Annotated in this window: 9 protein-coding genes; 4 read left to right on the top strand and 5 right to left on the bottom strand. The window is 56.7% G+C overall.

The window, feature by feature from the left end:
* Positions 1–22 precede the first annotated feature (22 nt).
* The 3 genes from GOV38_RS20175 (at position 23) to GOV38_RS20165 (ending at position 3,163) form a co-directional block, all read left to right on the top strand.
* A complete protein-coding gene (locus GOV38_RS20175) occupies positions 23–1,018 on the top strand; it encodes an ABC transporter substrate-binding protein (protein WP_171103484.1) in 996 nt (331 codons plus the stop codon).
* A gap of 76 nt (positions 1,019–1,094) precedes the next feature.
* Complete coding sequence (locus tag GOV38_RS20170) at positions 1,095–1,901, top strand: taurine ABC transporter ATP-binding protein (RefSeq protein WP_171133663.1); 807 nt, start codon at positions 1,095–1,097, stop codon at positions 1,899–1,901.
* Positions 1,898–3,163 (top strand): ABC transporter permease, encoded by a 1,266-nt coding sequence (locus tag GOV38_RS20165; protein ID WP_171103480.1) that lies wholly within the window; start codon positions 1,898–1,900, stop codon positions 3,161–3,163. Before GOV38_RS20170 ends, GOV38_RS20165 begins: the two co-directional genes overlap by 4 nt.
* 50 nt (positions 3,164–3,213) lie before the next feature.
* Here GOV38_RS20165 and GOV38_RS20160 read toward each other — a convergent pair whose 3' ends face one another.
* Positions 3,214–5,649, bottom strand: coding sequence for an FAD-dependent oxidoreductase (locus GOV38_RS20160; protein WP_171210066.1), 2,436 nt, complete (start codon positions 5,647–5,649; stop codon positions 3,214–3,216).
* A gap of 181 nt (positions 5,650–5,830) precedes the next feature.
* Here GOV38_RS20160 and GOV38_RS20155 point away from each other — a divergent pair, with 181 nt between their 5' ends.
* Complete coding sequence (locus GOV38_RS20155) at positions 5,831–7,234, top strand: MATE family efflux transporter (protein WP_254430649.1); 1,404 nt, start codon at positions 5,831–5,833, stop codon at positions 7,232–7,234.
* Between the two features lie 28 nt (positions 7,235–7,262).
* On the opposite strand, the gene GOV38_RS20150 is transcribed toward GOV38_RS20155, so the two are convergent.
* The 4 genes from GOV38_RS20150 to GOV38_RS20135 form a co-directional block, all read right to left on the bottom strand.
* A complete protein-coding gene (locus GOV38_RS20150; RefSeq protein WP_171210065.1) occupies positions 7,263–8,210 on the bottom strand; it encodes a hypothetical protein in 948 nt (315 codons plus the stop codon).
* A gap of 104 nt (positions 8,211–8,314) precedes the next feature.
* A complete protein-coding gene (locus GOV38_RS20145; protein WP_171210064.1) occupies positions 8,315–11,428 on the bottom strand; it encodes an AAA family ATPase in 3,114 nt (1,037 codons plus the stop codon).
* Between the two features lie 197 nt (positions 11,429–11,625).
* A complete protein-coding gene (gene phnX, locus GOV38_RS20140; protein WP_171210063.1) occupies positions 11,626–12,411 on the bottom strand; it encodes a phosphonoacetaldehyde hydrolase in 786 nt (261 codons plus the stop codon).
* Between the two features lie 77 nt (positions 12,412–12,488).
* The gene (locus GOV38_RS20135) at positions 12,489–13,568 is read right to left on the bottom strand and encodes a PLP-dependent cysteine synthase family protein (RefSeq protein ID WP_171210062.1); all 1,080 of its coding nucleotides are present in this window, start codon (positions 13,566–13,568) and stop codon (positions 12,489–12,491) included.
* Positions 13,569–13,638: the final 70 nt, after the last annotated feature.

The following is a 13,638-nucleotide window of genomic DNA, read 5'->3' as shown; positions in this document are numbered from 1 at the left end:
CTACAGGGAGAACACAATCAAAATGTTCAAGAAATATCTGCTTTCGACGGTATGTGCCGCGGCGGCTGCGGTGTCTGCTTCTCAGGCTTCAGCGGCGGATGAAATCACTGTTGCCTACTTCTTGGAATGGCCAATGCCCTTCCAGTATGCCAAAGCCAATGGCACATACGAAGAAGAAATGGGCGTCAAGATCAACTGGGTATCCTTTGACACCGGCACCGCGATGTCGGCTGCAATGGCTTCGGGCGATGTCCAAATCGCCGTGAGCCAGGGCGTACCGCCTTTTGTTGTCGCCACCTCTGCCGGTCAGGATCTGCAAGCCGTTGACGTTGCCGTAAGCTATTCGGAAAATGACAACTGCGTTGTTGCCGAAGCTCTGGAAATCGACAAAACCAACGCGGGTGAACTGAACGGCAAGAAGGTCGGTGTACCGATCGGAACCGCCGCCCACTATGGTTTCCTGTCTCAGATGGAACACTTCGGTGTTGATCTCAGCTCGCTGGAAATCGTTGACATGGCTCCTGCAGATGGTGCAGCTGCCTTTGCTCAGGGCAACCTGGACATGGTCTGCGGTTGGGGTGGAGCGCTGCGCCGCATGACCGAACACGGTAACGTTCTGCTGACCGGTGCTGAAAAAGAAGAACTGGGTATCCTCGTCTTTGACGTAACGAGCGCGCCTTCGTCCTTTGTAGAGGAAGAGCCCGAACTGCTGGCCAAGTTCCTCGAGATCACTGCAGCCGCGAACGCGGAATGGAATGCGGGTGACAACCAGGATGCCATGCTGGAGGTCATCGCCAAGGATGCCGGTATGGATCTTGCCGATGCAAAAGCAACGATCGCAACATTCTCGTTCCCGTCTGCCGAAGAACAGCTGTCGGAAAAATGGCTGGGTGGTGGCGCTCAGGACTTCATGAAAGGCGTGGCAAACGTCTTTGTCTCGGCTGGTAGCATCGATTCAGCCTTGGACACATATGAAGGTGCTGTGAACGCGGCGCCGTTGGCCGCAGCGTCCAACTAAGACAACCAAGCAAAGTTCTGGGGGCTGGTCCTGTTGCCAGGCCAGCCCCCAGTTATAACAGCAGGAAGGAAACAGAATGCCCGAATTGGACATTATCGATCTGTCCATGCGTTTTGACTTGCCTAATGGCACTTCTGTGCAGGCGCTTCAGGACGTATCGCTCAGTTTGAAGGAAGGCGAATTGGTCTCGGTTCTGGGGCCGTCGGGTTGCGGCAAGACAACTTTGCTCAATATCGTAGCCGGGTTTCTGGCCCCAACTTCGGGCCGGGTCGAGCTTAACGGCCATGTGGTCAAAGGCCCCGACGCCGAACGCGGCATGGTGTTTCAGAAAGGCGCGCTTTTTGAGTGGATGAACGTCCGCGAAAACGTTGATTTCGGCCCGCGGATGAAGGGGATGCCCCTGGCCGAACGAAACAAGATCTCAGACCACCTTCTCGAAGTTGTTGGCCTACAAGACTTCAAAGACAAAGCGGTTTACGAACTGTCCGGCGGGATGCAGCAGCGCGTGGCGCTGGCACGATGCCTGGCCAACGAGCCCGATGTCATTTTGATGGACGAACCTCTGGGGGCCTTGGACGCGCTGACCCGCGAAAAGATGCAGGGTCTGGTTCTGAAGCTTTGGAAAGAGACCGGCAAGACCATCATCCTGATTACCCACTCGGTGGAGGAGGCTTTGTTGCTGGGCGAACGCCTGATCGTGATGGCCCCACGTCCGGGGCGCATTCACAAGCAGTATAACCTGCCATTCGCGGAACGCGGCGTGAATGCGGACCTGCGCGACGTGAAAAAATCCGAGGGTTTTGCCGAAACCCGAGACGAAATCCTGACCATGATTTGGGAAATGGAAGAAGAAATCATGGGCCGCACGGAGCAAGCATCATGATCGTTCTTCTGTTTTATGTCGGCCTGTTTGGCGGCGCGTTTCTGATCGTCAACCTGCTGCGCAAAGGTCTGGAAAGCCGTCAGGACTTTACCAGCCTAAAGACCGTCACCTTTGGCGACGAAAGCGCCGTGCGCGCGGACCGCGTGGCCTCGTTCATCTCGGTTCTGGTGATCTTTGTGATCTGGGGCGCGTTCACCGGATCGAAACTGCTTCCGATCCATGTTCCGGGGCCTTTTGTCGGTGACACGCAGTTCACCTATACGTTGGAACACCCTGACGGATCGACCGACGAAGCGACAGTCTTTGTCCGCGTTCCCCCGTTCGGTGAAGATGCCGAGGCGTTTGACGTTGATCCCGGTGATGGGTTTGCGAAAGATGACGGGTTCGGAGCTCCAAGCGGTCGGTCCTCGACCTTCATCTTCGACAAGAACGACGAAACAAGCCGCAAGGATGGCGCCAAGATCGTCGCGATCAATGGCACTCCAATCGGACCAGACGCCCGCGTTGACGTGGGGGATGGTACCGTTTCTCTGACGGATAAAGGCGCAATTACTTTTACGCCTGCTCAGGGATTGCAGATGAACCCGATCTGGCTGCCTGCGCCTGAAACCGTTGTTGCCCGCTTCTTTGAAATCGCGACCGAAGGGTATCAGAACTTCTCGCTGTGGGAGCATCTGGGCTGGTCCCTGTTCCGTGTTTTTGCAGGCTTTGTCACCGGCGCGCTTATCGGCATTCCACTGGGCTATGCCATGGGCCTGTCGGGCTGGTTCCGCGGTTGGTTCGATCCGATCGTCGAATTCATGCGCCCGGTTCCACCGCTGGCCTTGATCCCGCTGGTCATCATCTGGTTCGGCATCTGGGAGACGGGTAAGATCGTCCTGCTGTTCCTGGCCGCCTTGTGGATCATGACCATCGCGGCGCGGGCTGGTGTGTCCGGGGTCAATATCTCGAAGATCCACGCGGCCTATTCGCTGGGGGCCTCGAAATGGCAGATCATGCGCCATGTCATCGTTCCCAACTCGCTGCCCGAGATCTTTACGGGCGCGCGTGTTGCGATGGGCGTCTGCTGGGGCACCGTGGTTGCGGCCGAATTGGTTGCCGCCCAGAAAGGTGCCGGGATGATGATCATCGCCGCATCCAAGTTCCAGCTGACCGATATCGTCATCATGGGTATCGTCTTGATCGGTATCATCGGGTACGGCATCGACATCCTGATGCGCATGGCTGAAAACTGGTTGGTGCCCTGGAAAGGTCGCAGCTGATCTTTCAAAGAAACAGAAAACCCCGGGCTACCACCCGGGGTTTTTCTTTTTTACGATTTGATGATTTCGAAACCCGGATCGTAGGGGGATGGTGGGATCACACGCGCCTGCACTATGTCACCGCACAGATCCATTTGCATCTGGTTGCCGTTCTCTGCCAACTCCGGCGTAACAAAGGCATAAGCCAGGTTCATGCCGACGCGATACCCCCAGGCGCCAGACGTTACCGTACCCACGACACGATCCCCAAGCATGACAGAAGCACCTGCATGCGCAGGCGCGTGATCGCAATCAAGCTGTAACGTGACCAGCCTGCGCTGCGGGCCCTTGGCTTTTCTCGCGATCAGAGCATCTTTGCCAACGAAGTCGCCTTTTTCCAGCTTCACGAACCTGCCCAACCCAGTCTCATATGGATCGAATTCGGTGATCAGATCGGCTTTCCAATGCAGAAACCCCTTCTCCATCCGCATCGCCTCGACAGCGCGCGCGCCAAACAGCTTTAGCCCATGCGCCTCGCCCGCTTGGCGCAAAGCCAGATAAGCCGCATAGAGCGAGGCGTTCGGCACATGGATTTCATAGGCCAGCTCGCCCGAGAAACTGACTCGCATGACCGTTGCCGGTGCAAAACCAACGAAACATTCGCGCAGGCTGAGCCAGGGAAAACCCTCATTCGACCAGTCGCCGCGCGCGCAAGTGGCCAGCACATCACGCGCCTTGGGTCCGGCAAGAACCAATATGGTCTGGTCATTGGTCAAGGACCGTATCTGCACGTGCTCGCCTTGCTGGATATGCTGTTGCAACCAATCCATATCGTGAAATTCACTTGCAGCTGCTGACCCGTACCAAACCCGCTGAGGCCCGCGATCACTTGCGGGCAGGTTGGCGAAGGTAGCCTCAGCTTTGATCCTGCCATGGTGGTTCAGCAAATACCCCAGCCCGACGCGTCCATTGCGTTTGGTCACCGCGCCGCAGACCAAGCGGTCCAGAAAGCGTTGGCGATCTGCGCCGGTGATCTCAAGCCGGTTGAACCCGTTCACCTCGCATAGGCCCACGGCCTGTTGCACCGCGCGCACTTCGGCACCCACGACGTCAAACGATTCGTCAAAGTGAAAGCCTGGCGTGTGATGGAACTCCGGATCTGGCTTGAAGTAATCTGCCCTTTCCCATCCGTTCACCACTGTAAAGTCAGCGCCTTCCGCTGCCAGCACGGGCGTCAACGGCGTTGTCTTGGCTGGGCGTCCGGCAGGGCGATGTTCGTGGGGGAAGTGAAACCGAAACTCGTTTTGATAATCCTCAATCGCCTTCAGCGCCGTCAGTTCGACATTCGCGTGCCCGGTAAAGCGGCGCGGGTCCAGGCACCACGTGTCATAACACGCCTCACCATGAACGATCTGCTGTGCCAAAAGCCAGCCATGCCCACCACCCTCGCCCAGCCCAGCGCGCAGTCCAATGATGCAAAATGCGTTGCGTTTGCCAGGGATCGGACCCACCAAAGGAGCACCGTCGATGGTATAGGTGATCGGCCCGTTGACGATGGTGTGAATCCCCACCTCCATCAAGGCAGGCATCCGGGCAAAGGCCCCTTCCAGAACATCGGTCACGCGGTCCAGATCATCCGGGCACAACGCATTGACAAAGTTGGGGTCAATCCCGTCCATGCCCCAGGTTTTGCAATCCTGTTCGTAAAACCCGACCAACAGGCCATATTTTTCTTGGCGGCAATAATAGTCGCTGATCGGACAGCGGATCAGGGGCATCCGGTGACCGGCGTCTTTGATCGCCGGGATTTCTTCTGTCAGGAAATACTGATGCTCCATCGAGGCCACGGGGTGATGAACCCCCATCATTGCGCCAACCTCGTTCACCCGATATCCGCAGGCATTGACCACGATGTCACAGTCGATGTCTCCCTTGTCAGTCTGCACGGTCCAAGTGTCATCCTGGTGCTGGATCAGACCTGTGACGGGCGTGTTGCGGTAAACTTCCGCGCCCGCCTTTCGTGCGCGCCGCGCCAAGGCCTGACACAACTGCGCAGGGTCGATATCGCCGTCAAGCGGGTCCCATAGCCCGCCAATCAAGTTGTCGGTCGAAATCAACGGATGACGGCGCGCGCACTCTGCCGCATCAATCACCTCGAAATGCACGTTCATACCGCGCGCCATCGAGGCGAAGTGACGATAGCCCTGCATCTGCGCCTCGGTATTGGCCAAACGGATGCCACCATCTCCATGGTGATAGTTGATGGGATACTCAGGATCTTCGGACAGCTCTTTGTACAGGTTGATCGAATGGGTCTTTAACCCAACCATGGTTTGGTTCATGCCGAAGTTCGTCACTTGCGCGGCAGAGTGCCATGTGGTTCCGCTGGTCAGCTCATTGCGTTCGACCAGAACGACATCGCTCCAACCCTCTTGCGTCAGATGGTACAAAGTCGAACATCCGGCAATACCACCGCCAATGACCACAACTTTTGTGCGCGATTTCATTCAACACCTCCCAATGCCTTTCCAAATTACACCGCCCTGACGGCCCCTCGAGCAACTGAAACACGTCACCATCGTAGAAAACGAAAACCGGAGTTTTGAAAAACGCGAGATGAAGACGGCCCTTGTCGGCAGGTTGAAATAAAAGGCAGTGTGGCCTGACACAGCGGGGAATCAGTACGGTATGGCAGAGGCTTCCGAAACCAAGGCGGTGTTTCTGACCGGCAGCCTGATGCGGCACGTCGTGCGCATGTCCCTGACCACCAGTATTGGCCTGATGGCGATCTTCGCGGTCGATTTTGTCGACATGGTTTTCATTTCGATGCTGGGCAATGACGCTCTGGCCGCAGCAGTCGGCTATGCTGGCACGCTGTTGTTCTTCACCAATGCGGTCAATATCGGCCTGTCCATCGCAGCCGGAGCGTTGGTCGCGCGCGAGCTGGGCGCGGGTCGATCTGATCAGGCCCGGACCTATGCTGCAAGCGTCGCCGCCTTGGGCGTGTGCAGCGCGATTTTGATCTCACTTATCGTCTTGCTCAACCTTGATAGCCTGCTGTCTCTGCTTGGCGCAGAAGGTGAGGTGCTGCGTCTGGCCGCGCGGTATATGACGATCATCCTGCCCACCATGTGGGTAATGTCCTTTGCCATGACCGCAATGGCCGTTTTGCGTGCACGCGGGGATGCCCGCCGTTCGATGATGGCGACAATCTACGGCGGCATCGTGAATGCAGTGCTTGACCCGATCCTGATCTTTGGGGTCGGTCTGGGCCTGGACGGCGCGGCCATCGCGTCCGTCCTGGCGCGGATCACGATGTTGATCGCTGCGCTTTTGCCCGCGATCCGTGTGCATAACGGGTTTGCACGCCCATCACCCGCTCAGGTGATCCGGGATTTCTCAGCCGTCCGGCTTATCGCAGTGCCTGCCGTATTGACCAACGTCGCCACACCGATTGGCAACGCCATCGTGGTGCGCGAGATTGCCAGCTATGGCACCGAGGCGGTGGCAGGCATGGCAATCATAGGCCGTCTGATGCCTGTCGCGTTTTCTGTCATCTTTGCGCTGTCCGGTGCGATCGGGCCCATCATTGGGCAGAATTTCGGAGCAGGCCGCTTTGACCGGGTCCGTGCCGCCTTTCTGGCAGGGGTCAAATTCACCGCCATCTACGTCCTGATCATGGCAACCATCTTGTTCTTGCTCCGAGCCCCGATCGCCGGTCTGTTCGACGCTCAAGGTGAAACACGCACGCTGATCTACCTGTTCTGCGGGCCGCTGGCGCTGGCTTCGTTCTTCAACGGCGTCATCTTTGTCACCAATGCCAGTTTCAACAATCTGGGCCACCCCATCTATTCCACATGGATAAATTGGGGGCGGCACTCGATCGGAACCTGGATTTTTGTGATGATCGGATCCCAATTGGCCGGTGCCCCCGGGGTGCTGCTCGGGCAAGCTTTTGGGGGTGTGATATTTGCGGCCATCGGATGGGTGTTGGTCAGCCGTGTCACGACACGCCTCTCAAAGCCCACCGAAACGGATCCGTTTGCCACCCAGAACCGCATTCACGCCCTGTTCGGACGACGCGGTTGGTGACCCCAGAGGGGTCACGCAAATGCACGCTTTATTTGGTTGCGCTGACATCTCCCGGTATACAGCCGCGCGCGCAGAACAGCATCGAGGTCGGGCTGGACCAGATCTTATGGTCATTGGTTGGCTTGTTCTTGAACACGATGTCCAGACAACTGTCTTCGTGCGGGCGATAGTATTTGTTACGCGGATCGACGTTGCCAAACTCATCAAAAGCTGAAACCAGCTTCATATCTTGCTGGAAACGGTCTCCGCTGAGCGTCAGGTTCGAATAATAGGCCATTAAACGCAAATCCTTGCCACCCGCCGACATCATATAGGTCATATCAGTCTGGACCGTATTGCCGCTTGCGTCGACGAAGGTAATGGTCTTGGTAATGTCGCGCTGCTCCAGGCCGCGCAAGGCCGAGATTACCCAACGCCGCTTCAAAGGTATGGTCAGGAGATTGCCGTTTTCCGTGCAGGTGATCTCTTTGTAGGAAAACACATTGAATACTGCATTGCCGCGGATCGGATTGGTGTGCAATCGGATGTTGCTATAGACAGGCGTGATCGCCGAATTTGCGATGGGCTCGCCATTCGCGACGCAATTCTTCTGTAGAACCGCAAGTTCAAACAAAACCATGTCCGAGAACGCCGCAGCGACGCCACCCCTTGCGGATTGGCGCTGCAGGGCCTGAAACTCGGGGGCCTCAATCAACTCCTCACCCCGGTACTTTTGGAACAGGTCGACCGAATTGATTTCGACCGCACCGCCCGAGGTGTCAAAAGGCAAACCCTCCTCCAACAACGCGCGGCTGTCTGCTTCGGGGTGATAATGGAACCGAAACTGGTACTGTCCACCAGAATAATCGCCGCGTTCCCCCTCGATCTTGACCTCACCATCTTGGGCCTCAATCTCGCTGGCGATGGCCGCAAGCGGGACCGCAACAGACGTCAATGCCCCGAGGCAAAATCTTCTGAATGTCTTGCTGGTGAACATTATTCTCTCCTGAAACTAAGGTTTTAAGAAGCTTTAATGCATATTCATATTAACGATTTTTTCCAAAAATTTCAAACATAACGCGAAAAGCGCAACATTCATCGTCACAACACGGTCGCACCCAGGGTCAATCTCAGCGTATTTTCCACACGGTCTGTCAGTGGCATCTGATAGCGAACAGTCAGGCGTTTTTCGTCTTCGCGGATCCTCTGGATTTCTTCCAGACCTTCCTCGTATCGGGCGGCCTCAAGATAGGCATCAGCGAGCAATGTGCGGGCATAAAGCAAGATCTGCGTCGAGCCCGTCGCCTGGTAATCCTGAATGCCTTTTCGTAGTTCTTCGATCCCGCGTTCATATTCGCCTTGGGTTGTATGGGCCCACCCCAGCAGAATTTCACCCCAAGCGTACCAATAACGGAACTCGCGCTTGCCACTGATCTCCATCGCCTCATCAACAAGACGACGCAGGCGCGGAACATCCCCAAGGTTTTGGTAAGCCGTCGCCAGGACGTTCAGCGCATAGCAGCGGGTGAAGTCGTGTTGATCGGCTCGCACCAATTCCTGCGCTTCGGAAATCAACTGCTGCGCCGTGGCTTGATTGTCCGGCTTCAGCGCATGAGCCCAACACCGCATGACCGCATCAACAAGTTGGATATCCGACTCGTGATAGGTCAGCACATCTGCCCGCGAAGTTTGCTTGCGCAAGTATAGGGCCTGATCGAAAGCAGAAATCGCCGCGTCCAGACGGCCCAGCATGAAATTGCTCATGCCGAGGTTATGCGCCGTCAGAGCCTGCATTGTCGGATCCCCGGCGCGGTCAGCAATTTCCTGAAGATAGTCGCACAGCACCAAGGCTCCCGGCGCGTCGCTCTGCATCAATTGCGCGCCAAACTGCACGTGAACCGCCAGAAACGTATCCGCGCCATCTCCGCTTGTGCGCTCCAGAAGGTCACGATAGCGCCGAAAATTTTCCATCACTTCGGCCGAGCCGAAGGCCCGCTTGCTCAGCGCAAGGTTCAGCATTTTTCGAACAGCGATCTCTTCACGGTCACGCGTCGCTGATGCTTCGGTCTTTTCGTTTTCGCTCAGCGCCGATCTCAGATGCCGGATGGTTTCTTCGTTGGCCGACCGGCTTGCCGCCACTGCGGCCGCTTGACACCAGGCATCGCGCGCTTGGGAAAACATCTCGGCGCGTGAGAAGTGATAGGCCAACAGTTCGGGATGTTGATCGGACAGGGTCTTGAAGTCTTCACGCATCACGGCGGCGATGCGTTTGTGTACGGCGCGTGCTCGGCTGGGTAGCATCAGCTCGTACGCGGCTTCCTGAATAAGCCCGTGCCGGAACGCATAAAGCCGGTCCGCATCGTCGCCACGCGGAACAAGGATCTGAGCCTCGACCAGCTCGTTCAGCGCAGATTGCGTTTCCGCGTCCGTGCTTTCACTGACCATCTTGACCATGGCAGGTCGGATGTTCTGACCGATGGCGGCGCAGATTGGCACCAGCGCGCGCGCCTCATTCAGCCTGTCGATCATCGACCAGAAGAGTTCTTTCAATGTGGACGGTAGGAAAAGCGCCTCATCCTCGGAACGTTTGGGATCGGTATCGGAAAACCGATCCTCGACCATCCGGGCCATTTCTTCGGTGAACAACGGAACACCACCCGTGCGGGTGGCGATCCTTTGTTTCACGTCCGGCGAGACGGGAATGGTCTTGAGCAGGTTGTTGAGCATCTCAAGCACATCCCCCTGCCCCAACCGCCGCAGTTCGATGGTGTTAACGCCGTCGCGCCCCGCCCAAGGAGGGTGATAGCCCGGTCGGTAGGTGCAGACGATCATTACCGGGACCGACCGCAATTGCTTTGATAGCAGGTCAATCAACTGCTCTGTCGACGGGTCGACCCACTGCAGATCTTCAAACAGCATCAAAACCGGTTGGCGCGCAGCCATTGAGCCGACAATCTTGACCAAGGCGGCCTGTATCTGGTCGCTTGACTGGCTAGAGGCAAGATCGGGTGCCTCTTGCTGCCCCGGCAGCGACACAGAGATCAGGCTGGCAAAAAGTGCGAGTGTGCTGTCGGTCTTGCCGTCGTTGTCATCCAGAAGCTTTTCAAGTTTCTTAAGCTTTTGTGCGTTGTCGTCTGAAATGCGGATGCCCGCCAGAGTTTCGATGCAGGTCTTGATCGGGAAATAGGCGCTGGCCTCATGATTGGGGGCACATTGAAAATCCAGCTGCATCCGCCCACCCGATGCTATGGACTGACTGACCACTTCGATCAGACAGGATTTCCCAATCCCCGCCTGGCCCGAGATCATCACGGTTTGCCCTTTGCCACCCCGTGTCAGGCGCCAGCAATCTTCCAGCACCCGGCGCTCATCTTCGCGGTCGACAAATGTATCTTCGCGCGCACGCGGCCTGTTTCTAAAGCGCAAGGTCGATTTCTCTGCCCGCACCAGTTGCCAAACGCCAACCGGGTCATCAAACCCCTTGAGCGCATGTTTGCCCTTCCAGTCGCAGACAAAGTTTTTGCCGATCAGATCCTTGGTCCGGTCGCTTATGACCACCGAACTTGGGTCGGCATGGGCTTGTATGCGCGCTGCCAGGTTAGGAACATTGCCAAATACCAGACCGCCAAAGGTCGAATGCTCGTCGACGACCGCCTCACCCGAAGAGATGCCCACCCGAACCGCCAAAGGGCGCCCGTCTGTTCGCCGCAATTTGCCCATTGCTTCGCAGAGCTCTAACCCGGCGGTAACCGCGCGTTCGGCATCGTTTTCTTCAACCCGAGGGTAGCCGAAATATCCGACAACTCCGTCGCCGAGAAACTGCGCCACATGTCCGTTATGCGCGCGGATGACATCCAGACACAGGTTCTGGTAGCGATGCAGCGTACCGCGATAATCCTCAAGGTTCATCTGATTGGACAGTTGCGTTGATCCAATCAGATCCACAAAAATGACGGACAGATGCCGCCTCTCTGGGATCGCATGATGCGCCAAGTGCCCGGTCTGTTGCAGATCGGGCCATTCCGCGACAGCACCATATTTTGGAAGCTCTTGAATCGCGCGCATTGCACGCTTGCGGTCACCCAGCGACAGGCCGAGCTCAATCAAATCCGCCTCGCTCAGCGATGCGACGATATCCAGATCAATCGCGTTGGCCAGAAAAGCATCTACGTATTTTCCCAACGCGTTGCTTTCCAACCAGGTTTTGACGTCCATCGTGCCGCAGTCCCTGGTACCAATTAAAAACAAATATTTCAAAAGCCGTTAGGACGGCACAATAAACTGGTATTCCTTGTGTGACCGGTGCCGGGCCGTAGGTAGAATAATTACCTGGCTCCGAATTCTCGGATCGCTTCAATTTCCAGGATGATAGCCATTTGGTGGCGTGTTGCCAAGTTAAGCTTACGCCAAGGTCAGGCTGCACTGTCCAACTGGCGCAGCAGTTCAGGCAAGTCTGCCACAGTGTCGACCACATAGTCCGCGCCTGCGTCTTTCAGGATCTGCGTCGCATGTTGGCGCAACGCGTCAACCTCAGCCTCGCCCAGCGCGGCCAATTCATCCGGTGTCTTTCCCACCGCGTTGCCTGACATGGCCACACCAACGGTCAGACATCCGGCGGCGACACCTTCCTTGATACCGGGGGCCGTATCGTCAACCTTGATAAGTGCCGCTGGTGGATAAGCGACCAGATCGACCATGCATTTATACATGCCTAATGGCCCTGGACGCCCTTCGGGCAAATCGTCAGAACAGACCAAATTGTCGGGCACATAGCCCTGCTGCGCGGCCACCGGCAGCACATTCTCCATGATCGATCTAGTATAGCCGGTGGTCGACCCGATCTTGAGCCCCATTTCGCGCAACGCGTCGATGGCCTCTTTGGCACCCGGCACCAAATCTGCATAATCTGCGGCAACCTTCTCGTTCATGGGCACAAAGACTTCATAGACCTTGTCGACATCCGCATCGCCGGGAGGGTTACCGAATTTTGCCTCCCACTGGGCAGCAATATCATCCATCGCCATCATGGTTTGGATGTGGTCCCATTTGGCAGCCCCCATCGGGCCACGTGCCTGTTCGATTGTCGCCGTGATCCCAAATTCAGCAAAAGCTTTGACAAAAACCCCCATCGGCGCAAATGAACCAAAATCGACGACGGTCCCAGCCCAGTCGAACACAACCGCTTTGAACTTGCTCATTTTTCTTCCGTCTTTGGGTCAGAACTTACCGATGAATGTCAGCCACTACTGACAAACTGTAACGGTTTCATGACCTTTCAGGGCATCTGGCAACCTGGCGTGGACTTTGAGATCTCAATCTCTTCCTCGGTCATCTCTTCGGCAATACCCTCAAAAAGAGGCGTGCTCAGATAGCGCTCGCCCGTATCAGGCAGCATACACAGAATGGTGCTACCAGGCGCGGCCTTTTCAGCGATGCCTACAGCGATGGCGAACGTTGATCCGCCGGATATTCCAGTCAGGATGCCTTCCTGACTGGCAAGTTTTCGGGCCCACTCCACTCCTGTTGGTCCGGGCACAGGGATCAGTTCGTCATAGTATTTATTGTCGATGCTCTCCTGCAAAACTGCTGGGATAAAATCGGGTGTCCAGCCCTGGATCGGATGAGGTTCAAACGCAGGGTGGCCGGACAAAGGATCACCGTCCGGTCCACGCTCGGTTGCGATACCGCTGCCGATCAACTGCGCGTTGGCAGGTTCTGACAGAATGATCCGTGTCTCGGGGCGTTCTTTCCGCAGCACACGGGCCACACCGGTCAGAGTACCGCCGGTGCCGTACCCGGTCACAAAGTAATCCAGAGTACGCCCCGCAAAATCCGACATGATTTCTCGTGCGGTGGTTGCCTCATGAATGTCGGCATTGGCCTGCGTTTCGAACTGGCTCGCCAGCAACCAACCGTGGGCCTCAGCCAGCTCTGCTGCTTTGCGATACATGCCAAAACCTTTCTCGGCACGCGGAGTCAGCACCACCTTGGCCCCCAGCATCCGCATCAGGCGGCGGCGTTCGACCGAGAAACTGTCAGCCATGGTGACCACAAGCGGATAGCCTTTTTGCGCACAGACCATGGCCAGCCCAATCCCCGTATTGCCACTGGTGGCTTCGACAACCGTTTGTCCGGGCTTCAAAGCACCGCTGCGTTCTGCCGCTTCGATGATGTTCACAGCCAAGCGGTCCTTGACCGACCCTGCCGGATTGAACGCTTCGAATTTCACATAAATGTCGACCGATTCAGGGCCCAGATTGTTGACCCGAATGGCCGGAGTGTTGCCGATCGCGTCCAGCACGCTGTCATAGACGCGTCCGTTTCCATCGGTTGTGCGCAGTTTCTGATCGGCCATTATTGTCCCTCACCCTTTATGTTTTCTGTGTCTTTTGTCAGCGCGATAAGGGCACAGCACATTCATGGCA

Origin of the sequence: Ruegeria sp. HKCCA5839 (assembly GCF_013035585.1) — a bacterium.
In the GTDB taxonomy this organism is placed as follows: Bacteria; Pseudomonadota; Alphaproteobacteria; order Rhodobacterales; family Rhodobacteraceae; genus Ruegeria.
This window is presented reverse-complemented; position numbering and strand designations above follow the sequence as displayed.